General features: G+C 24.6%; 24 protein-coding genes and 3 pseudogenes. 12 read left to right on the top strand and 15 right to left on the bottom strand.

The window, feature by feature from the left end:
- The first annotated feature begins 333 nt into the window (after window positions 1-333).
- Window positions 334-696: a hypothetical protein gene (locus ACZ91P_RS07985; protein WP_465158813.1), complete on the top strand. Its 363-nt coding sequence runs from the start codon at window positions 334-336 to the stop codon at window positions 694-696.
- The gene (locus tag ACZ91P_RS07980; protein WP_465158817.1) at window positions 662-1219 is read left to right on the top strand and encodes a lipoprotein; all 558 of its coding nucleotides are present in this window, start codon (window positions 662-664) and stop codon (window positions 1217-1219) included. Before ACZ91P_RS07985 ends, ACZ91P_RS07980 begins: the two co-directional genes overlap by 35 nt.
- Window positions 1220-1253: 34 nt before the next feature.
- Here the strand turns inward: ACZ91P_RS07980 and ACZ91P_RS07975 are convergent, their stop codons facing one another.
- Window positions 1254-1460: a hypothetical protein gene (locus tag ACZ91P_RS07975; protein WP_465158816.1), complete on the bottom strand. Its 207-nt coding sequence runs from the start codon at window positions 1458-1460 to the stop codon at window positions 1254-1256.
- 70 nt (window positions 1461-1530) lie between these two features.
- Here ACZ91P_RS07975 and ACZ91P_RS07970 point away from each other — a divergent pair, with 70 nt between their 5' ends.
- The gene (locus tag ACZ91P_RS07970) at window positions 1531-1662 is read left to right on the top strand and encodes a hypothetical protein (RefSeq protein ID WP_465158815.1); all 132 of its coding nucleotides are present in this window, start codon (window positions 1531-1533) and stop codon (window positions 1660-1662) included.
- Between the two features lie 167 nt (window positions 1663-1829).
- Here ACZ91P_RS07970 and ACZ91P_RS07965 read toward each other — a convergent pair whose 3' ends face one another.
- Entirely contained in the window at window positions 1830-2279 is a 450-nt protein-coding gene (locus tag ACZ91P_RS07965) for a lipoprotein (protein ID WP_465158814.1), read from the bottom strand.
- 1 nt (window position 2280) lies between these two features.
- The gene (locus ACZ91P_RS07960; protein WP_465158813.1) at window positions 2281-2643 is read right to left on the bottom strand and encodes a hypothetical protein; all 363 of its coding nucleotides are present in this window, start codon (window positions 2641-2643) and stop codon (window positions 2281-2283) included.
- Between the two features lie 346 nt (window positions 2644-2989).
- On the opposite strand from ACZ91P_RS07960, the gene ACZ91P_RS07955 reads away from it, so the two are divergent.
- Window positions 2990-3967 carry an IS30 family transposase gene (locus ACZ91P_RS07955; RefSeq protein WP_465158812.1) on the top strand — a complete coding sequence of 326 codons (978 nt, stop codon included), beginning with the start codon at window positions 2990-2992 and terminating at the stop codon, window positions 3965-3967.
- Window positions 3968-4418: 451 nt separating this feature from the next.
- On the opposite strand, the gene recA is transcribed toward ACZ91P_RS07955, so the two are convergent.
- Together recA and ACZ91P_RS07945 are read right to left on the bottom strand one after the other, a co-directional pair.
- A complete protein-coding gene (gene recA, locus ACZ91P_RS07950; RefSeq protein ID WP_465158811.1) occupies window positions 4419-5441 on the bottom strand; it encodes a recombinase RecA in 1023 nt (340 codons plus the stop codon).
- 26 nt (window positions 5442-5467) lie between these two features.
- Window positions 5468-5961, bottom strand: a pseudogene (locus tag ACZ91P_RS07945) (CinA family protein).
- A gap of 110 nt (window positions 5962-6071) precedes the next feature.
- Between ACZ91P_RS07945 and pgsA the strand changes: the two are divergent.
- The gene (gene pgsA / locus ACZ91P_RS07940; protein WP_465158810.1) at window positions 6072-6770 is read left to right on the top strand and encodes a CDP-diacylglycerol--glycerol-3-phosphate 3-phosphatidyltransferase; all 699 of its coding nucleotides are present in this window, start codon (window positions 6072-6074) and stop codon (window positions 6768-6770) included.
- 95 nt (window positions 6771-6865) lie between these two features.
- Here the strand turns inward: pgsA and ACZ91P_RS07935 are convergent, their stop codons facing one another.
- Window positions 6866-8362 carry a hypothetical protein gene (locus ACZ91P_RS07935; RefSeq protein ID WP_465158809.1) on the bottom strand — a complete coding sequence of 499 codons (1497 nt, stop codon included), beginning with the start codon at window positions 8360-8362 and terminating at the stop codon, window positions 6866-6868.
- Between the two features lie 8 nt (window positions 8363-8370).
- Window positions 8371-12033: an AAA domain-containing protein gene (locus ACZ91P_RS07930; RefSeq protein ID WP_465158808.1), complete on the bottom strand. Its 3663-nt coding sequence runs from the start codon at window positions 12031-12033 to the stop codon at window positions 8371-8373.
- A 422-nt stretch (window positions 12034-12455) separates the two neighbouring features.
- On the opposite strand from ACZ91P_RS07930, the gene ACZ91P_RS07925 reads away from it, so the two are divergent.
- Together ACZ91P_RS07925 and ACZ91P_RS07920 are read left to right on the top strand one after the other, a co-directional pair.
- Entirely contained in the window at window positions 12456-12692 is a 237-nt protein-coding gene (locus ACZ91P_RS07925) for a hypothetical protein (RefSeq protein WP_338989369.1), read from the top strand.
- 519 nt (window positions 12693-13211) lie between these two features.
- Complete coding sequence (locus ACZ91P_RS07920; RefSeq protein WP_465158807.1) at window positions 13212-13496, top strand: hypothetical protein; 285 nt, start codon at window positions 13212-13214, stop codon at window positions 13494-13496.
- 176 nt (window positions 13497-13672) lie between these two features.
- On the opposite strand, the pseudogene ACZ91P_RS07915 reads toward ACZ91P_RS07920, so the two are convergent.
- The 6 genes and pseudogenes from ACZ91P_RS07915 to ACZ91P_RS07890 form a co-directional block, all read right to left on the bottom strand.
- Window positions 13673-14497, bottom strand: a pseudogene (locus ACZ91P_RS07915) (IS30 family transposase); the annotation flags it as partial.
- Between the two features lie 267 nt (window positions 14498-14764).
- On the bottom strand, window positions 14765-15088 hold the full coding sequence (locus ACZ91P_RS07910) for a hypothetical protein (protein WP_465158806.1): 324 nt from the start codon (window positions 15086-15088) through the stop codon (window positions 14765-14767).
- Window positions 15066-15347, bottom strand: coding sequence for a hypothetical protein (locus tag ACZ91P_RS07905; protein ID WP_465158805.1), 282 nt, complete (start codon window positions 15345-15347; stop codon window positions 15066-15068). Before ACZ91P_RS07905 ends, ACZ91P_RS07910 begins: the two co-directional genes overlap by 23 nt.
- A 108-nt stretch (window positions 15348-15455) precedes the next feature.
- The gene (locus ACZ91P_RS07900) at window positions 15456-15572 is read right to left on the bottom strand and encodes a hypothetical protein (protein ID WP_465158804.1); all 117 of its coding nucleotides are present in this window, start codon (window positions 15570-15572) and stop codon (window positions 15456-15458) included.
- Window positions 15520-15882, bottom strand: coding sequence for a hypothetical protein (locus tag ACZ91P_RS07895; protein ID WP_465158803.1), 363 nt, complete (start codon window positions 15880-15882; stop codon window positions 15520-15522). Before ACZ91P_RS07895 ends, ACZ91P_RS07900 begins: the two co-directional genes overlap by 53 nt.
- Window positions 15883-15979: 97 nt before the next feature.
- On the bottom strand, window positions 15980-16174 hold the full coding sequence (locus ACZ91P_RS07890; protein ID WP_465158801.1) for a hypothetical protein: 195 nt from the start codon (window positions 16172-16174) through the stop codon (window positions 15980-15982).
- Between the two features lie 409 nt (window positions 16175-16583).
- On the opposite strand from ACZ91P_RS07890, the pseudogene ACZ91P_RS07885 reads away from it, so the two are divergent.
- Window positions 16584-17561 (top strand): annotated as a pseudogene (locus tag ACZ91P_RS07885) (IS30 family transposase).
- A gap of 168 nt (window positions 17562-17729) precedes the next feature.
- On the opposite strand, the gene ACZ91P_RS07880 reads toward ACZ91P_RS07885, so the two are convergent.
- Together ACZ91P_RS07880 and ACZ91P_RS07875 are read right to left on the bottom strand one after the other, a co-directional pair.
- Window positions 17730-17993, bottom strand: a complete 264-nt coding sequence (locus ACZ91P_RS07880; RefSeq protein ID WP_465158800.1) for a hypothetical protein — start codon at window positions 17991-17993, stop codon at window positions 17730-17732.
- Window positions 17994-18389: 396 nt separating this feature from the next.
- Window positions 18390-19025: a UPF0236 family transposase-like protein gene (locus tag ACZ91P_RS07875; protein WP_465158799.1), complete on the bottom strand. Its 636-nt coding sequence runs from the start codon at window positions 19023-19025 to the stop codon at window positions 18390-18392.
- Between the two features lie 288 nt (window positions 19026-19313).
- On the opposite strand from ACZ91P_RS07875, the gene ACZ91P_RS07870 reads away from it, so the two are divergent.
- The 4 genes from ACZ91P_RS07870 to ACZ91P_RS07855 are packed head-to-tail and all read left to right on the top strand — an operon-like array spanning window position 19314 to window position 22800.
- Complete coding sequence (locus tag ACZ91P_RS07870; RefSeq protein WP_465158798.1) at window positions 19314-19712, top strand: hypothetical protein; 399 nt, start codon at window positions 19314-19316, stop codon at window positions 19710-19712.
- A complete protein-coding gene (locus ACZ91P_RS07865; protein ID WP_465158797.1) occupies window positions 19705-21165 on the top strand; it encodes a PBSX family phage terminase large subunit in 1461 nt (486 codons plus the stop codon). The genes ACZ91P_RS07870 and ACZ91P_RS07865 overlap by 8 nt, the downstream gene beginning before the upstream one ends.
- Complete coding sequence (locus ACZ91P_RS07860) at window positions 21138-21443, top strand: hypothetical protein (RefSeq protein ID WP_465157672.1); 306 nt, start codon at window positions 21138-21140, stop codon at window positions 21441-21443. The genes ACZ91P_RS07865 and ACZ91P_RS07860 overlap by 28 nt, the downstream gene beginning before the upstream one ends.
- Complete coding sequence (locus ACZ91P_RS07855) at window positions 21436-22800, top strand: hypothetical protein (protein ID WP_465158796.1); 1365 nt, start codon at window positions 21436-21438, stop codon at window positions 22798-22800. Before ACZ91P_RS07860 ends, ACZ91P_RS07855 begins: the two co-directional genes overlap by 8 nt.

Genomic DNA, 22800 nt, shown 5'->3' with positions numbered 1-22800 from the left:
TTCTTTTATATACAAAGTTAATTTATAGTTTTTTGAGGTTTTGGGCGAGCGGTTGATTTTCTTAAATTTTTGTGATAAAATGACTTATAAATTAAAAAAGATTTTGAGGTTCTTTCAAACAAATTTGGGAACCTTTATAAAATTCTTTGCTTAACGCTTAGAATTTTTCCCAAATATTTTGAAAAGCGCGGCAAAATTTTTTAAACTTTAAGGCATTTTTCACAAAACTTATGGAAATCACCGCGAGCCCAGATTTAGTACAATATAATCAAAATAATAACCATTATAATTCATCTCCTTTCTAAAATATATTTAAAAGCGCTTATATATATAATGTCAATAGATAATGATAATGAATCAATTTGTTCTTTTGTTTCAGCTGTTACTCATCAAAATTCAAATCATGATGAATTTAAAAGAAGCATAGAATCTAATTGTGAATTAAATTATTATCTTGCGTCAAATTCTTGAACACCAAGAAAAATTACTGAAGTACAAGGGCAAGTAACTGCAACAGCAATATTTCAAAAAGATGGTGCAGATAATATAAAATCTAGTAGTTTATATGTTGCAACAACAAAAGGATTATATTATTTTTATAGAGATTCTTGAAATCCAAGCAAAATTACTGGAATTAATGAAATAATTACTAATATTAATCTTGCACCAACCGGAGCAGCATACTTTACAATTTAAAATAAAAAAAATATTAAGTCTTTTGGGAACAATCACTTTAATTGGAGCAAGCACAACAAGTTTAGTTGCTTGTAATACACCACAAAAATATACAACCGAAGAATTAGCAAAAATAAAAGAAGAAAACAAAATAAATACTACTAACCAAGAAATAAGAGATAATTTAGAATGAATATCATTACAAGAAAAACAATTTAATCAAATTGATAATAAATGATATTTTGTAGTATGGCGAAATGATGATAATGGTGATTTAAAAATTAGTAAATTTAAAAATAGTGTAAAATTGAATATTGGCGAGACATATAATATTAACGAGAGCTTACTTTTATTCAATGGAAATTTTGCTGCTAATTTAAAAATTGATTTAGAAGTTATTTTAAAAAACGGAATTCCAATTACCTGATTTTTTGATAGGGATAGCACTTTTTTAAAATCTGTTTATCGTTGAAATTTTAATACAAATATTCCTAGTTTAACTGTTGATTCTAAAACTGGTGAAATAAAAGTTGAAGATAAATAAATATAAAAACTCATTTAATTAATTAAATGAGTTTTTATATTTCTAATGTAATTAATGATAGTTTTTCATTATTTCTACTAAATAATTCCAAATTGTTAATATTAATTTGTTCTTTTTCGGTAAAAATTATAATATCATAATTTCCATAACCTCATATGCCCCATATTTCAATTTGATTTAAAATAAATAGTTTTTCATCATAAGTTATTTTAATAATATCTTCAACCAAATCTTTAGTCATATTTGCTCAAACCGCCTTAGAATAAAGTAATCTATATCATTGTGAAAAATAGTTTAAATATTCTTCTATTTTGTCATTAGAAACAATTAAATTAGTTAAATATTTTCCATATTCGCCATCTGATAATTTAATTTCAGCAGGAATAAGAGAAGGGATATTATTTGTTTCTAATTCATTTGTTAGTGATAACCAATTAAAATAATTTGCTTCTAATTGATAAATAAAATTTTATGAAATATCTTTGTTTTAAACAGTTACTTTAATTTCATCATTATTGTTATTGATATTATTTTGATTTTTTAAATTCCAATCTGTAATTTGTCCTGTTTTAGGTGAAATAAATGGTGTATTTGGTTCTTTATTTCCATTTTAACGATAAACAGATTTTAAAAAAGTGCTATCCCTATCAAAAAATCAGGTAATTGGAATTCCGTTTTTTAAAATAACTTCTAAATCAATTTTTAAATTAGCAGCAAAATTTTTATTGAATAAAAGTAAGCTCTCGTTAATATTATATGTCTCGCCAATATTCAATTTTACATTATTTTTAAATTTACTAATTTTTAAATCACCATTATCATCATTTCGCCATACTACAAAATATCATTTATTATCAATTTGATTAAATTGTTTTTCTTGTAATGATATTCATTCTAAATTATCTCTTATTTCTTGGTTAGTAGTATTTATTTTGTTTTCTTCTTTTATTTTTGCTAATTCTTCGGTTGTATATTTTTGTGGTGTATTACAAGCAACTAAACTTGTTGTGCTTGCTCCAATTAAAGTGATTGTTCCCAAAAGACTTAATATTTTTTTCATTTTAAATTGTAAAGTATGCTGCTCCGGTTGGTGCAAGATTAATATTAGTAATTATTTCATTAATTCCAGTAATTTTGCTTGGATTTCAAGAATCTCTATAAAAATAATATAATCCTTTTGTTGTTGCAACATATAAACTACTAGATTTTATATTATCTGCACCATCTTTTTGAAATATTGCTGTTGCAGTTACTTGCCCTTGTACTTCAGTAATTTTTCTTGGTGTTCAAGAATTTGACGCAAGATAATAATTTAATTCACAATTAGATTCTATGCTTCTTTTAAATTCATCATGATTTGAATTTTGATGAGTAACAGCTGAAACAAAAGAACAAATTGATTCATTATCATTATCTATTGACATTATATATATAAGCGCTTTTAAATATATTTTAGAAAGGAGATGAATTATAATGGTTATTATTTTGATTATATTGTACTAAATCTGGGCTCGCGGTGATTTCCATAAGTTTTGTGAAAAATGCCTTAAAGTTTAAAAAATTTTGCCGCGCTTTTCAAAATATTTGGGAAAAATTCTAAGCGTTAAGCAAAGAATTTTATAAAGGTTCCCAAATTTGTTTGAAAGAACCTCAAAATCTTTTTTAATTTATAAGTCATTTTATCACAAAAATTTAAGAAAATCAACCGCTCGCCCAAAACCTCAAAAAACTATAAATTAACTTTGTATATAAAAGAAAGGATTTTTTAAAATGGATAAAAGAAAGCATCATTTTACTTTTAAAGAAAGAGTAATGTTAAAAGATTTATTAGAACTTGATTCTTTAAAAAGAAAAAATGGTAAATCCAATATATCTAAAATAGCAAAAATATTGCATAAAAATCGCAATACAATTAGACGAGAAATAAAAAGGTTAAAAGATAATGAATATAACGCTAAATTAGCACACGAAGATTATTTACAAAAACGACAAAAATGTTTTAAAAAATCATCATTATTGCTAAATATTTTAGAATGACTAGATGAAAAATATAACAAATTTTATGATTCACCAGAACAAATCTGCAAAAAATATGAAAAAGAGTTTGGTGTTAAATTTCCCATATGTTTTAAAACTTTATATAAATATATTCATTTGGGATTTTTAAATTTTAAGAAAGATAATTTGTATTTTAACGGTAGAAAATATAAAACAAAAAATAGGATTGATAATCGCGGAAAAATAAGAAATTTTAGAACTATTGAAGAAGCAAAAGATGATAAATATGAATTTGGTTGATTTCAAATGGACACTATGGTTGGTAAAAATAATAGTGTTTGTTTAGTTTTAATCGAAGAATTAACGCAATTTAAAATCATTGAACCATTAAAAGAAAAAACAACAAAAGAAGTTACAAAGGCATTAAAACGAATTTTTTCTAATAGATTTTTTAAAGATAGATGCAAAGGAATAATAACAGATCAAGGCAAAGAATTTGCTGATTGAGAAAAAATTGAAAAAATAACAAATGCTAAAGTATATTTTTGTGACGCTGGAACTCCAACACAAAAACCCAAAGTTGAAAGAGCAATTCGTGATTTTAGACATTGATTTTCCAAAGGAATTGATTTAAGTATTTATTCAAGAAATTATTATCAAGAAGTTTCCAATATAATAAACTCTAAACTTAAAAAATCTTTACATTGACTATCTTCAAAAGAAGTTTTTATACAAATGTTTAATTTTTAATATAATTACTTATAAAATTTTAATCATTTTATTTTTCGGTGTGTCAAAATTCATAAATTTAAGACAAAACTACTAAATTTTTTTAAAATAAATTATATTGAACATTTATTTTATTGATGTTATAATGATAACAAATAAACTGCTACACTTCATAGTACAATTTACACTAATAACTGCTTCTTTAGTTTGAATTTGTTATGCTGTTATTAGTCCAGAAATTAATTACCAAATAGCTGTTACAAATATTTTACAAGCTTTTTTCGCTAGTATTATCTTTATAATTAAACTAATTAATGTTATTCGGAAAAAAGATACGAATGAGTTTCGGATTTTATTAGAAAAATGTCATTTTAAAAAACAAAAAAAGACTAAATAGAATGCGAAATAATAAAAGAAAAAGTTATTCTTTGAATAACTTTTTCTTTTATTATGTTTCATTTAACTAATCTTGTTATCTTGTTTTAAAATTATTAATAATTTGTTGTTGAATTTCCAAAAAAACTGCTGGATTCATTTTTAAATATTCTTTTACACGTTCTCGGCCTTGACCAATTTTATTATTTTGATAAGCATATCATACCCCGGTTTTTGCTAAAATATCATATTTTACTGCTAAATCAATTAATTCATAATATTTATCAATTCCTTCATTATAATTAATATCAACAAGAGCTGTTTTAAAAGGCGGTGAGACCTTATTTTTAACCACTTTAATTTTTACTTTATTGGCGGTTGCTACTCCTGCTGTTGTTAGTGTTTCAGCAGGACGAACATCTAATCGGACAGAAGCATAAAAACGAAGAGCACGCCCCCCTGCTGTTGTTTCAGGATTACCAAATAAAACACCAACTTTTTCGCGAATTTGATTAATGAAAATAACGATTGAATTTGTTTTATTAATTACTCCGTTTAATTTTCGTAAAGCTTTACTCATTAAACGTGCTTGCGCACCAATTGTTACATCACTCATTTCTCCCTCTAATTCTACTTTGGGCACTAATGCGGCAACAGAATCAATGACAACTAAATTAATTGCATTCGATTTAACAAGTGTTTCTAAAATATCTAATGCTTGTTCACCTGAATCAGGTTGGGCAATAATTAATTCAGCAATATTAACACCAAGTTTTTTAGCATAATTTGGATCTAAAGCGTGTTCAGCATCAATAAAGGCTCCTCGCCCACCATTTTTTTGTACTTCAGCAATAGCATGTAATGATAGAGTTGTTTTTCCTGATGATTCTGGCCCAAAAATTTCAATAATTCGTCCTTTAGGATAACCACCAACTCCAATTGCTTCATCAAGTAATAAACTTCCAGTTGAGACAGCTTCAATTGTTAGGTTGCTTTTATCCCCTAATTTCATAATAGCGCCTTTACCATATGTTTTTTCGATTTCTTTCATTACTGTTTTTAAAATTTCATCTTGGTCAACGGTTTTTGTTTCTGGAGGAACTGGTTTATTATCTTCCATTATTTTATTCTCCTTTCTGTTTATTTTTATCTTTTTTTACTATTAATTCCTTGTTCTTTTTCTAAAATTTGTTGTAAATGTTTAATTATTGTTGTAACAGTTGCAATTTTTATTTTTTCTCGTGATCAAGTTGAATTAAATGTTAATGCGAATGTTGTTGCTTGGTTTTGAAAAAGAATAGTTGCAAACACAGTTCCAACTGGCAAGTTGTCTAATTGGCCTGGACCAGCATTACTGGTAAAACTTATGGCAAAATCACTATTAAATTGTTTTTGATAAGCAAAAGTCATTTCCTCAGCTGTTTCTTTTGAAACAACACCATATTTTGTAATTATTGATTGGGAAACATGATCAAGTTTAATTTTAATGTCATTAGTATAAGTAACAATACTGTCTAAAAAACATGACTAGCATTTGGAATATTAGTTATATAATGACTAAAAAGACCTCCTGTTATTGATTCATATGCTGCAATTGTTATTTGTTTTTGTTGAAGTAATTGTACTAGTTCTTTAACCATTTTTCCCCTCACCTCATAAACTTTCTTTAATATTATACATTTATATAATATAATATATAAGTAATATTAACATATCAAGGATAAGATATTTTTAGAAAAGAGGACTTAAAATGAATTGAGCTAATCGTATTACATTAATTCGGATTTTTTTAATCCCAGTTATTATTGCTTTAATGGTAATTGTTCCATTTGAAAATAGTTCCTTATATAATGGATGAGATCAATGATTAACAATTAAAGGAGATAATGTTACTTATTCATTGCCAATTAGTTATTTAATTGCTGGGATTTTATTTATTATTGCTAGTTTAACTGATTTATTAGATGGTTTTATTGCTCGTCGCTACAATCAAGTCACAACATTCAGTAAATTTTTTGATTCAATCGCCGATAAATTACTGACAAATACTGTTTTAATTGTCTTTGCTTGTGCAAACATTATTCCAGTTTGAATGGTTGTATTGTTAATTGCTCGCGATTTTGTAATTGATGTTGTTCGCCAAATTTTAGCAACACAAAAAGTGGTAATGGCTGCTAATCAACTGGGACGTGTGCGAGCAGCAATGGAGATGTTTGGAATGACAATTTTATTTTTTATTGGTTTTCGTATGTTTAATGGTCATTCTTTAAAAACAGGCCAATGAGATGAATTTGGTTGAGTAAACCAAATTATTATGATTCCAATAATTGGAGCAGCTATTTATGGTGGTTATTATGCTTACTCACACTGAGATGATATTAAACATTTTACTAGTGAATCATTAAAAACAGTAGAAAGTTATATGACATCGGCCAATAATTACTTTTAAAAAGTATGACAATTTGTAGATAAAATGTTATAAAATAAGATTTTTATAAATATTTAATTAAAAAAGTGCTATTAAGTTAATCTTAATAGCACTTTTTAACTAATTGTCTCTTCGAAAATAGTTTGAATATTATTTAATAAATTTCCTTTAATATATGTTAATTCATTATCTAATAAATGACAACTAGTTTTAACATCATATCATAGGACTTGGTCATTAATTGTTGTTTTTTTAAAGTTAATTTTATTAATATTTTCTTTTAATAATTCTAATAGTTTATCACTTTCCAAATGATCAATAATTAAATTAATTGCTTGTTGATTTGAAGTAAATTTATATCCTTCAAAAAAGTTAATAAAATTCATTGCATATTCTTCTTTTCATTTTGGGTTTGTTGAAAAAATATAATCTTTAAATTCAAATAAATGCATTTTTTGATTAAATGATCAATAAAAAGCTTTAATTTGACTAATAACCTCTGGACTAATTTGTAATTTTTTTTCATTAACATTAAAAGTTGAACTTAAAAATTGCATAAATAAATTAAGAATAATGTTTTCAGCAGCTGTTTTAACTTCTTTATGATATTTATAAAGGTTCTTTTGAATTAAAGGAACATCATAAAATAAATTATAATCAATTAAAAAGACATACTTAATCCGATTTCGTAGATAATTATCATACAAAACTTGATAAATTTTTTTATTCACAATTACATTACTATAATAATTTGTAATTAATTTATCATTAATTGGTAAAGCTAATAAATAATCAATAAAAAACTTATTCAATCCTTGGTACTGAAACGGCATAATTTGATGATATGATAAAAAATATTTTCGATATTGACTAATACTCATTTTTCGTCAAATTGCTTCAGAACTAGTTGGATTAGAAAAATCAAATGTTAATTTTTCTGATTTAACAGTTGTTCATTCCGAAGGTTCTTTGACAATTGGTTCAGGGTCATCTTTTAAAATAATATTCCGTTTTGTTGGGTCAATATAATTATCGTCATCATTTGTCATAATATGTTGTTTGTTAAATTTAAAATATTTTTCTTCATTAGAAGAATTATTAACTATTAAATCAGGAATATCATGTAAAGCAATTACAGGTTTTTCCTTTTCATTTTTAATTGGATATAATAACTGAATAAAATTGAGATACCGGTCTGGGAAAGATAGACTACTAAAATCAATTGTTTTGCGTGGTGATGTTGCTTTTGCTGGTGGTTCAGATTTTTCTTTTTGTTCATAATTAGAACTTAACTTTGCAATTGGCTTTGTTGAAGGCGACACAGATGGTTCAACTATGTCTTCTTTTTCTTGTTCTTGTCGACTAAATGATTCTAATGTTTCATTACCAACATAATGATATCCGCGGAGAAAAATAACCCGGTTATCTTTTAATAATGTAATAAATTGATTTGCCTGGTCAGAAGTTACGGTTGGAAAATAAGTATGAATTAAATTTAATAATTCTGCTTTAATAATCCGATTACCATTTTTTGGTAAATATGTTTTAAATAAATATATTTCTAAATCCTTAAGATTTTTCATTTTTTTAATTTTAGTTAAATCAAATTTCATAAGGCCTCCTATTTACCAATAATTTTTTGAACAATCATATTAATAATATCTGCTTGGTAATTTTTAAATAATCAATTACTATGTAAAATTGCTTCAATTTTTCATCCGCGGTCAACCAAATACTTTTGACGATAAAAATCATATTCTTTTTGTTCAACCCCAATTGGATATGTTAAATCATCACAAATAATGCCTAATACATAATGGTCCTTTTTCTGATCATATACTGTAACATCAATTTGATAAGTTCCTTGCACTGTATATGTTGCAATTTGATAACGTTCATAACCACTTAAGGCTGCTGTTAAAGCAGCGGCAACTTCTGTTGTAAATTGTCGATTAATTTTAGAAATTTGCTGTTCTTGGTCATAACTTTTTGCTGTTGTTAACTTTGCTAATACTTTGTCTTCTTGATCTTTACCACGGTTTAATTGTTCAACATATTCTAAATAATATTTAAAGTACCGCGGACCAGGATGTTTTGAATCTTCTGAAATTAATGCTGATGGAAATGACTTAACAATATAAATTTTTTCTTTAGCCCGCGTAATTGCCACATTTAAGCGATTCTCACCACCTGCTTGCGATAAAGGACCAAAAAATTGTGCAAATTTATTATTTTCATCTCGGGCAAAACCAATTGAAAAAATAATAATGTCACGTTCATCACCTTGAATATTTTCAAGATTTTTAACAAATAATCCTTCATTACCACCATTATGCATTCGATGTAATTCTTTTTCTAATGCTGGTGTTTTTTCAAATTCCTCAGTTAAATATTGTCAAATTAAGTTTTTTTGCACTTCATTAAAAGTAACAACCCCTATTGTTTCTTGTTGTTTTCGAGTTGTAATAATTTCTTTTAGTAACATAACAATTCGTTTTGCTTCAGGAATATTCCCGCGGTTTTTTCATACCCCATCGGGAACATCAATTAATTTTAATGGAAAATCTTTTTTTGTCTTATTTGAAATCATAATTAAATTATTATCATAGAAAGCGGCATTTGAAAAATTAATTAATTCACTATACTTTGACCGATAATGAAATCGTAACATACTAGAATTATATTGCTTACTAGCAAAATCAAGCAAACTCTTATCAGTTAAGGTTGTTTCAAGGGCTAATAATTCTTCGTTTTGTTCTAATCCATCATAATCAAACCGAGATGAAAAGAAATTTGTTGGTCCTAATTGTTTTTTATCCCCAGCAACTAAAATTCGTTCTGCCCGATAAATAATTGGAATTGCGCGCTCAACAAAAATTTGTGATGCTTCATCAAAAATTAATTGGTCAAATTCTTGATGATTTAATGGTAATAATTGCGAGGCAATATCTGGGGTTACCATAATAACAGGAAATAAAATTTTAATTAATTCATAATTATTTTTTAAAAAATAAGTAATTGACCGTTTTGTTTTCTTTCGACATTCTTCAATAATTTTAGGCAATGTTTCAATATAATTTGTTTTAATAACATCCCGAATTTGTTGATGGTATAAATAAGTTAAATATTCTGTTGTATTAACCATTGATTGATTGCTTAATTTAGTTAGTTCTTCTCGTCAATTTAAAGTTCCAACTTTTAATAACTCAGCATGTTCTGATTGAAAACAATGAACAAAATAATGTTGATAAATTAATGGCATATCTGCTTCAGTTTTAACAACAGTTCCTAAGTAAGTATATAAGTCATAATTTTTGTCTTCCCGACGAAGACGATCATTTTGGTCAATCATTTCTAAACGATTAACAAAATAATCAATATTTTTAAATTCCCTTGTTAATGCATCAATTAAAGCTGCTTCCTCAATTTTAAATAAATTAAATTTATTTTCATCAACACTATTAATCGTATAACTAACAATATTATTTTTTAATACATTAAATATTAAAGCTAAAAATTTATGTGGTTTTAAACCTTCTGCTTTTTTTAACATTTTTTTAAATTCTTTTGCCCGAAAACGATGATAAATTTCTGCAAAATGCGGAAAATCATTAAACAATGCTAAAAATTTTTGAACTATCATTGTATTTTGATAAATTCGATGACAATGACAATAATAATCTTCATATTCTAATTCAAAATAATTAAATTGACTTAATAATTCAAAATCTAATGATAATGGATGGTCCTTAACATTATTTAAAAATTGTAAATAATCTTGATAAGTATTTTGGCGCGCAAAAATTTTATATTTCTTAATATTATCAAATAACTGATCCATTTTAGTTAGATACATTGCACTTTCTACTTCTGGATATAATTGATTAATATTATTAATACTATCTAAAATTTTTTGATAAAAACTCTCTTTTTCTTCTAAGTTAGTAATCATTAAACAATAATTTTGAATTTTTTTCATATTATTATAAACAACTTTAATTGCATCTTGTTTTTCAGCACAAAATAGAGCACGTTCCCCACGACATAAATTATTAACAATTAAATTACTAATTGTTTGAGATTTTCCTGTTCCAGGTGGTCCTTGAATAATTGTATTTTTTTCTAATGCTTTCTTAATGGCCACTTTTTGAGAAATATCATAATTGTTAATTGCCATTACTGTTCTTTCATTTAATTCTTCTTGATATCGCAGTTGGTTTTCTGCTCAATCCTCCTCAATATTATATTCATTTTGAAACATTTGACTAACAGAATGATCAGAAACTTTCTCTAAATCACAATAATCACGATATAACGTTGTTGATGAAATATTATACATTCCAAGATAACAATCAAAAACTAATCCTAAATTATTAACTTGATAATTATTAATTAAATATTTATCAAAGTTATCAACAATATTAGAAGATAATTGCTCATTTTGTTTGTAGTAATTTAAATTGTATAAATAATTTATTTTATCTTCATTTTTAATCTTAAATCCTAATGTTTTTAAATCAGTAATTGTTTTTTGAAAAATATCATCTGTTAAAGTTAGAGAATCAAAACTAAATTCTGCAACATTATAATTACTATATTTAATTTGACTTAAGCGAATTGCTGAATTTAATAAAATTTCATCATGTTTTGTTGCTAAAACAATTTTAGTTTTTGTGCGACTAAGTTCATTAAGTGGTCACAATAATAATGGCGCACGAAAAACTTTTTGTGATTGTGTTAGTCCTTCAATGTATGGTCAACCAATATATAATAGATTAATGTTTCGTTCAAAGTAATATAATTTAGCATCTTGTAAAATTCGCGTAAATTTATTAAAAATTTTTGTTGTTTTTTCACTAATAATTTTTTCTAATTTTAATAAGCTTTCCTCACTAACTTTTTTTCCGTCTTTCTTAACAAACAATGTAAAAATAAATTCAAGAATTTTTGAATAATGCAAAATGGGATACTTATTAAATGCATGTTGCTTTAAGTGTGAAGCAAATTCTGCATCATTTTTACTTTTATTAATAATTCCTCCAACGTAACCACAAATTTCCCTAATTGTTTCTCCAGATAATTTAGTAATAATAAGATTTTCTTTCTTATTAATATTTTTTCAAACTTTTTCTGGGTCTTGGTTTGATAAAAATAATAAGTCTAAGAAATTAATAATATTTTTACTTTTTGTGTTAATTCTGGTTAAAAAAATGTCTCCCACTGATTTATCATTTAATAGTCGTTTTTTATACTCACTTAAAATCGTTAGAATATTTTTTTTCATAGTCTTTCTCTTCCTATTAATATTACTTATATTAGCACATTTGTTAAAAGTTGTAAATTATTGTAGAAAGGCAAATGTCTTAAAAATAAAATTTTATGAAATAAATTTAGTTAAAAACTACAATAATTTTCAAAAATAGTATATGATTGAAGTAGTGTATGACTAATTTATTTAGTAGATAACATTATGTTGATGAGGATAATAGTTAAAATTCAAACATTACAAAAAAATTATACCATTAAAGATAATTGCTATTTAGTTCAAAAGAAACAAAATTCAAATGAATATTTCTTTTTTGCTAACGTGAAAATATTACCTTGATGAAATTATGAATATGTATAGTGTAAACCAATTAGAACAAAACAACTCTTATTAAAGGGTTGTTTTTTTATTTGAAATAAAACAACTCCTAAAAGGAGGTAATGATAATTAAGCAACAAAAAATATGTGATGTTAATGATTGTTATAAAGTAATATCATTCATTACCGAAGAATTTTTATCAAATAAAGTTTTATGAACTTGTGAAAAACATAAAGATTTATTGAATAAAGTAAAAGATAAAACACAAAAGCGGTTTTATAAACGTTTAGAAAATTCAAAAATTATCTTTGATTGAGAAACTGGGTTTTTAAAACTTAAATTTTACAAAACAACTTAATGCAGAGTGGGACGGTTATTTTAAATAACTAAGTGCTTCCATAAGAACATGAGTTTATACTCATTCCCACAGCCAGCCGATGCGAGTAATGAAACAGTGTATGAGGAAATATGTAAATCGGCGCTGGTTCATTAGAACTAAGCGATAGTCATGATGTGTCCAAGGCTAACATCAAACGACAATAAATATTGAGATGGTGACACAAACAATTAAATTTGCATTTAGCATTCGGTCCTTTGCATGGGTGCGAGTAAATTTAATTTCAAAAACTGAGCGTCAAATCCCAGAGCGAAAGCACAAATGGGCACGGATAAAGGAAGACATATATATGTCTGGCGTCAATATTAAAAAAACAAATGTGTATTATTAAACATTCAAATAATTAACATACCGCCACCGCTCACCCCCAGTGAAGCGGATGGCGTAGTAAATAAATAGATAAATACTTATATAACTAATTCTCGCTGGCACTCACTCCCAAGTGAAAGTGCCAGCGAGTTAAAACTAGGAGGAATTATAATGACAGAATATAAAAGTAAATATATTAATAAAACTTGGAATGAAATAAAAACATCATTTGATTGAGTTAATTGTCAGCCTATTAATTGTCGTATTTCACATCATAAAAATCATTATGATTTACAATGTTTAGAATGAGCAAAAATGTACTTAAATTTATTTAAAAATAGATGAGATGTTTTTGTTTCTTATATGCAACATTACAAAATTAACGATATTTTAGATTTAGCATCAGATGGTTGAAGAATATTACAAATTGACCAAAAAATTAAAGGAGTAATTTAGGAGGTTTATATGTAAATTGTAAATGCAAATGTAGCACTTTATTTGATTTCATTATAACATCAATAAAATAAATGTTCAATATAATTTATTTTAAAAAAATTTAGTAGTTTTGTCTTAAATTTATGAATTTTGACACACCGAAAAATAAAATGATTAAAATTTTATAAGTAATTATATTAAAAATTAAACATTTGTATAAAAACTTCTTTTGAAGATAGTCAATGTAAAGATTTTTTAAGTTTAGAATTTATTATATTGGCAACTTCTTGATAATAATTTCTTGAATAAATACTTAAATCAATTCCTTTGGAAAATCAATGTCTAAAATCACAAATTGCTCTTTCAACTTTGGGTTTTTGTGTTGGAGTTCCAGCGTCACAAAAATATACTTTAGCATTTGTTATTTTTTCAATTTTTTCTCAATCAGCAAATTCTTTGCCTTGATCTGTTATTATTTCTTTGCATCTATCTTTAAAAAATCTGTTAGAAAAAATTCGTTTTAATGCGTTTGTAACTTCTTTTGTTGTTTTTTCTTTTAATGGTTCAAGAATTTTAAATTGCGTTAATTCTTCGATTAAAACTAAACAAACACTATTATTTTTACCAACCATAGTTTCCATTTGAAATCAACCAAATTCATATTTATCATGTTTTGCTTCTTCAATAGTTCTAAAATTTCTTATTTTGCCGTGATTATCAATCCTATTTTTTGTTTTATATTTTCTACCATGAAAATACAAATTATATTTCTTGAAATTTAAAAATCCCAAATGAATATATTTATATAAAGTTTTAAAACATACTGGAAATTTAATACCAAACTCTTTTTCATATTTTTTACAGATTTGTTCTGGTGAATCATGAAATTTGTTATATTTTTCATCTAGTCATTCTAAAATATTTAGCAATAATGATGATTTTTAAAAACATTTTTGCTGTTTTTGTAAATAATCTTCGTGTGCTAATTTAGCGTCATATTCATTATCTTTTAACCTTTTTATATACAAAGTTAATTATATAGTTTTTTGAGGTTTTGGGCGAGCGGTTGATTTTCTTAAATTTTTGTGATAAAATAATTTATAAGTTAAAAAAAGTTTTGAGGTTCTTTCAAACAAATTTGGGAACCTTTATAAAATTCTTCGCTTAACGCTTAGAATTTTTCCCAAGTATTTTGAAAAGCGCGGCAAAAGTTTTTTTAAACTTTAAGTAATTTTTCGCAAAACTTATGAAAATCACCCTGAGCCCAAATTTAGTACAATACTGACTTTTTATATTTCTAAATCTTCAACTAAATTTTTAGTCATGCTCATTCAAACTGCTTTAGAATAAAGTAAAATATATCATTGCGAAAAATAGTTTAAATAATCTTCTATTTTGTTATTAGAAACAATTAAATTAGTTAAATACTTACCATATTCTCCATCGGACAATTTAATTTCAGCAGGAATTAAAGAAGGAATATTGTTTGTTTCTATTTCGTTTGTTAATGATAATCAATTAAAATAATTTGCTTCTAATTGATAAATGGAGTTTTCTGAAATATCTTTGTTTTTAACAGTTACATTATTGTTATTGTCTTTGTTTTTTTTCACCAATACTTTGTTGTTTTAAATTTCAATCTGTAATTTGCCTTGTTTTAGGGTCAATAATTGGTGTATTTGGATAATTTTTTTTGTTTCAAAGATAAACTGATTTAAAATAATTTGGATAATTTGTTCAATCTTTTCAACTTTTACCATATCCAACTTGTAAATCACCAAAATTCTTCATTAATCAATCGCTAGTGGTATCAATTCTTATTTGTATAGCATTATTATTAAACATACTAATTTTTCATTCATTATTAAACAAACCATGTCATATAACAAAATATCACTTATTATCAATTTCAATAAATGGTTTTTCTTGTGGTGCTATTCATTCTAAATTGTTTTTAATAGTTTCATTTGTTGTATCTATTTAGTTTTCTTTTTTTAAATGTTCCAATTCTTCGGGTGTATATTTATGTATTTTAGTTTTATTATTACAAGCAACTAAATTTGTTGTACTTGTTCCAATTAAAGTGATTGTTCCCAAAAGACTTAATATTTTTTTCATATTTTAATTCTACTTGATTAAATAAAATATTAAAAATTTGTTCCCCCGTCATTGAAATTTCTGTAGTTTGATCTGGAATAAATTCAGCTTCACTGTCTCTTCATGGATCTCTAACATAATAAGTATCTTCAAGTATATTTTCTTTATTTGGTTTGATTCCAACAATTAATGCAGCATGATAAGAGCTATCACATCCTTCATCATCATATTCGTCGTCATCAAATAAACCACCAAACATAATAGGAGATTGTCTAGAAAGAGATTCCCATATTAAATGTCTTATCCACATTCTTTTTTCTATATCATTTAATCTATTTCAAAATAATCGAGTTAAATCAATTTTCTTTAAATTATATCCAAAACTTTCCTTAATTATCGGGTTTGTGTTAAATAATTCAATTACACTTGAGAACGAAACACCCTCATCATTTATAATTTAAATTTTTTAAATTATTTGTTTGTAAATAACTAATATCACTAATTATATTTTCTTCTTTTTGATAAGAACTAGCGGCAATTGTTGTTGGGACAGCAGTTCCACTAATAATTAATACACTTAATAAACTTAAAAGTTTTTTCATTTTGTATAATTTCCTTTCTTTAATCTTGAAACTTTTTATCAAGATCTATTATTGACATTATATATATACAAGCGCTTTTAAATATATTTTAGAAAGGAGATGAATTATAATGGTTATTATTTTGATTATATTGTACTAAATCTGGGCTCAGGGTGATTTTCATAAGTTTTGCGAAAAATTACTTAAAGTTTAAAAAAACTTTTGCCGCGCTTTTCAAAATACTTGGGAAAAATTCTAAGCGTTAAGCGAAGAATTTTATAAAGGTTCCCAAATTTGTTTGAAAGAACCTCAAAAATTTTTTTAACTTATAAATTATTTTATCACAAAAATTTAAGAAAATCAACCGCTCGCCCAAAACCTCAAAAAACTATATAATTAACTTTGTATATAAAAGAAATGATTTTTTAAAATGGATAAAACAAAGCATCATTTTACTTTTAAAGAAAGAGTAATGTTAAAAGATTTATTAGAACTTGATTTTTTAAAAAGAAAAAATGGTAAACCCAATATATCTAAAATAGTAAAAATATTGCATAAAAATCGAAATACAATTAGACGAGAAATAAAAAGGTTAAAAGATAATGAATATGACGCTAAATTAGCACACGAAGATTATTTACAAAAACAACAAAAATGTTTTTAAAAATCATCATTATTGCTAAATATTTTAGAATGACTAGATGAAAAATATAACAAATTTCATGATTCACCAGAACAAATCTGTAAAAAATATGAAAAAGAGTTTGGTATTAAATTTCCAGTATGTTTTAAAACTTTATATAAATATATTCATTTGGGATTTTTAAATTTCAAGAAATATAATTTGTATTTTCATGGTAGAAAATATAAAACAAAAAATAGGATTGATAATCACGGCAAAATAAGAAATTTTAGAACTATTGAAGAAGCAAAACATGATAAATATGAATTTGGTTGATTTCAAATGGAAACTATGGTTGGTAAAAATAATAGTGTTTGTTTAGTTTTAATCGAAGAATTAACGCAATTTAAAATTCTTGAACCATTAAAAGAAAAAACAACAAAAGAAGTTACAAACGCATTAAAACGAATTTTTTCTAACAGATTTTTTAAAGATAGATGCAAAGGAATAATAACAGATCAAGGCAAAGAATTTGCTGATTGAGAAAAAATTGAAAAAATAACAAATGCTAAAGTATATTTTTGTGACGCTGGAACTCCAACACAAAAACCCAAAGTTGAAAGAGCAATTTGTGATTTTAGACATTGATTTTCCAAAGGAATTGATTTAAGTATTTATTCAAGAAATTATTATCAAGAAGTTGCCAATATAATAAATTCTAAACTTAAAAAATCTTTACATTGACTATCTTCAAAAGAAGTTTTTATACAAATGTTTAATTTTTAATATAATTACTTATAAAATTTTAATCATTTTATTTTTCGGTGTGTCAAAATTCATAAATTTAAGACAAAACTACTAAATTTTTTTAAAATAAATTATATTGAACATTTATTTTATTGATGTTATAATGAAATCAAATAAAGTGCTACATTTGCATTTACAATTTACATATTAAACCTCATAATTAATTCTATTTTCTTCTAATGGTTCATTAGTATTAAATAAATTAATTTTATTTTTAAAATTCATCATACTAGTATTTAATTTATTTTTAAGAGTTTTTTCATGATAAGTTGCTTTTTTAACCAAAACACCTTTACAGTAATGTGATATATCACCCTCAATATGACAACCAATATTATTTCATAATGTTTGGTTTCTGACACCTTCTTCATTATTTTTAATTAATTTAATTGTCTCTTTTAAGAATTTCATTTTTGATTCTTTTATAAAAGAAGCACTGTTTTCTAAGCGTTCTAATAATTCTTCATATTTACCATTAAAAAAATAATCGACTGCTTTATGGTATGTTTCTCTGTTTTCTTTGTTTTTACTTTGATAAGGATATAATTTTTTAAATCTACTTGTAAGGTGAAATTTATCTATCGTGTAAAATGTACTTTATTTTTAGGAAAATATTCTTGAATAAATTTTGCCATATTTTTAATTCAAGGTGCACCATCTCCTAATACCATAAATTCAATATTGTCATTAATATCATAATAACTTGTAATTAATGTAAATAATTTACTAACAAAATTAATTAATTTACTATTTTTTTAATATATTCTGGAATATTATCTAGTTCTATAACTCCTAATTTATTTGCAATTACAGGTCTTTTTTAGTTGATTTTGTTTTATCAAAACCAGTATGAACAGTTGAAAATATACTATGTTTTTTTATTTTTTCTTTCCCCTTTTTATTTTCATTTCACATTTTTAAATAAGTTCCATCAATTTGAATATATAAAGTATGAGGTACCTTTATTTTTTTATCAGTTTTATTAATATAATATTCTTTATCAATTTTTGCATTTTTCATAATATTTGAAATTGTTTTTATACAAATTTTTACATGTTCCATAGTATCTAAAATATCTTGATATGTTTTTTTATTGCCAATAAATGATAATATTTTTTCTTTAACAGAATTATCTATTCTTTGTCATTTTTTAATTCCTAAAAGTTTATCCAAAGGAAAAATATATTCTTCTTTACCTGTTTCTTGATTAATTTTATAATATTTTCTTCTTTTAAAAGTTATTTTCCCATTTAAAATAGTTAATTTTCTTGATTTTATTTCTTTTACTTTATAATTTTTAAATTCTTTTAAAGTTTCATCAATTTTATAATTTTTAAAAATTCATTCATCACAATCTTCTAAACTTTGTTGAATAATTTCAATACTTTGTATATTTAATAAATTAATAAAATTCTTTAAAAAATTGTTATCAACATTTATCATTTTTATACCCTCTTTTCTATAGTTTAGGACTTTAGCACAAAAATAATGAAAATGCAAAAAAAGATATTATTTTTTATTTATTGTGTTATAATTAAAGTGTTAATTATTAGCAAATTAATTTAACTGAAAAAAGTAAAATAATTTACTTTTTTTTATTTTGATGTAAAATATAGGTAATAAAAAAAGAACCAACTTGGTTCTTTTGTTATATTTTCAGGATTAATTACTCTTTTATTTAATCATATTGTTTAAATAATAGCAATTTTAATATGCAAAAAGGAGTAAAAAATGAAAGAATTTAATCCAAAAACAGCAAGTTTGGCAACTTTTTATCGTAAAATAGAGCAATTTTGAGAAAATAAATCACCTAATAAACCATATACTTTGAACGATTTAACCGATAAACTCAACCTTTCTAGCAGATGAAGACATGAAACTTACAAGAGCGAAAAAATAATATCTTTAATACAACGACAAGTTGATAGAATTGAAAGTGAAATAATTAATTTTATGATGAAATCACCTGATGGTGTTAAATTATATTGACAACGAGCATTTAATTATAAATATTCACTGCAAGAAAAACAATTAGAACAAGAATTAAACTTAAATAATCAGCAACCAATAATAGTTAATTTACAAACTGATATTAGAGATATTAAAAAAGAAAGTGATAATAATGCTTAATCATTTTACTTATTTGTTAGAAACTCCTTATTGGTTATTACAAAATAGTAGTATTGGTAATAAATACCCCTTTACTAAAAAATATGAGTTAGTTAATGAAATTAATCAAATTGGAACACGATATAGTGGTAAGACTATATCAAATATTAAAATGTTTGGTGAATTATTAAAAATTAGTTTATTAATTAAACAACCAATTTGTATCATTGCTAGTATGTATTGGAGTAAAGATTTAAAAGATAGTGTATTTCAAAATATATGAAATATGTTAGATGAAAATCATATTCCTTATATTATTAATTTATCAAATTTTACTTTTACTTTATCAAATGGTAGCAAAATATATTGTAAAGGTTTACATTCACCAAGTCGGAAAGAAAAATTAAAAGCATTTGCTGATTTAAATAAATATAAATTAGTTATTGATTGACGAGAAGAATGTGACCAATTTCAACAAAAAGATTTAAGTGATTTAGAATTTGCTATTCGTGGTTATCAAAATAAAATAACAATTAATACATGTAATCCTGAAAGTTTTAAAAGATATATTGTTGGTTATTGTAATGAATTATTACCTTTTAATGAAGAAATAATGTGTAGTAAATATGAACAAATAAAATATATTGAAAAATGAAATATGAAAATTATTATTCATTATTCTAGTTGAAGATTAAATTATGAATTACCACAAGATAAAGTTAATGAACAATTAAGATTAGAACAATTAGATATTGAAAGAGCAAGAGTATGAAGTTGAGGTTTACCAGGTAATACTAGTGGTTCAATCTTTGCAAGATATATTGATATTATGCAAGCAACAGATATTATTCAACCAACGAAATTATTAGGTGGTGTTGACTTAGCAAACTCCACTAGCCCCAAAGGACATACAACAGCAGCGAGTTTTTGAATATATAATTCATTTGATAAAAAAGCATATAAAGTTGCTGAATATACACACTCAAATGCTACTCAACAATTTAAAGGACCATTAGAACAAGTAAAAGATATTTTAGAGTTTTACAACAATCAATTAAACCAATACTTTAATTTAATTCAACAAGGTATATCAATTAATGTTGATGATAGTGCTTATGCAACACTAGAAAGTTTAAATAGAGAAAAATATAATTATACTTTTGGTCAATACATGCATTTTAAACCAGCACAAAAGCAGAAGTTTAAAATAAAACATCGTGTAGAAGCATTTACAATGTTAATAAATACTAATCAATTAAAATGATTATGAGAAAAATGTCCTGTAAGTAAAACCCAATATGAATTAATTCAATGAGAAGATAAGCCTGATGCAAGAGAAGAACGAATGTTAGACTTATATGATGATACATTTGATAGTGATTTTTATGCTTTACACTTTGAATTATTACCAATGGTTAAGCATAATAGTTCAGCAGATTATAAATTATGACAACAAAGGGAGTGATTAACTTAATGAAAAAAGATATTTATGTAATACATGATGAGCGTGTAATAAATGCAAAAAGACCTTATATGTCTGTTTGTGGACAAGTTAAAAAAAGACTTTGTCAAGAATTAAAAAAAGATAATATCGCAATATGTAATTTAAATTTATATAACGAATATATTAAGAAATACCAAAAAGTTAAAGTATGTGTACAAGTTTTAGCAAATGAACCAAATTTATTAACAGTAAATATAATTAATTATGCACTTATTTTAAAATTAAAGGAGCAAAATAACAATGAATAACACTTTCCCTAGTTTACCAAACTTAAATGATATTAATAGTGTTTTAAAATATTATAACTATGATTGAACTATTAATTTAGCCAATATTATTGCTCGCCATCAAATGCGATTAGTAAATGGTAAAGATATTTTATTTAAGTCTCATCGTAAAGATATTTTAGAAAAATTAAATTGATGATATGAAACTTATAAAATAAAAGAAAAATTAGATAGTAAAACTATCTTTGGTTTATTAGAAACTAGTGATGGCAATATTGATTTATGAATTAATCCTTTTAACTTTACATCACGCGTAAGTAAAATAAATGAATTAGAACAAGGTGCCGATATTTGATTAAATTATCATCAATCAGATAGTGGTTTTATTTTAAATTTAATTTGTACCAAAGATAAAATAGTTATTAAAGGTTGACCTAAAAATAATGAAGTAATTGTTGGGCAAAGTAAAACACAAATTAAAGATGATGTTAAACCTGTTTTAGTCCAAGAATTTAAAAATAAATTAGGTATAGTACCTTTTTGAGAAATGATAAATGAACCTAATCCTTTATTTTTATCAACATCAACTACTTTAAATCCTTGACCAACAATGGCAAATTGTTATAAATTACAATTTGATTTAGAAGATAGTTTTAATATTAAATCAAAAGAAAGATGAGCAAATCGTACTCATTGATATGGAATATTAGATGATGATTTAATGACTGCTTACAACAAAGGTAATAAAAAAGTATTACAAGATGCTTTTGATGATATTTTTATTCAATCAGGTCAATCAGCAGTTGATGGTCAATTATCACAATCTTTACAAGTAGTACAAGGAACACCAACTTTAGAAACATATACTGAAGATCAAAAAGCAATTATTGAGCAAGTATACTTAGCATGTCATTTTTCTAGTCCTTTTGGTGATAAATCAGATAACGACCAAAATAAAACACAATCATTATTAACTAAAACGAAAGATTTAGAAAAACAAGCTTATTTACAAGCATATCGGATTCAATATTATACTAAAATGTTTGATACAGTTTTAAAATACTATGGTTTATGAGATAGTATTGGTGAACGACCTTATGGTTTTGATTTTATTAGTGCTAGTTTAGTTGACCAAATGCGACAAAATGAATTAATTACTGCTAGATTAGATAATGGTACAATTGAACCAATAAGAGCAATTACTGAATATGATAATATTGATGAATTAGAAGCAACCAAATATTTTGAAAAAGTAGAAGCATGACAAGATAAAATGCAAAATAAAGAAATCGAACATAATAATAAATTACTAGAATATGATGAAACTGGTAATAATCAAAATGCCTTACAAGGTAGAACAGAAATTAAGGAGAATTAA

The organism is Spiroplasma endosymbiont of Halictus nicosiae (assembly GCF_978018445.1).
Note: the sequence above shows the minus strand (reverse complement) of the source record. Positions and strands in the feature narration are given on the sequence as shown.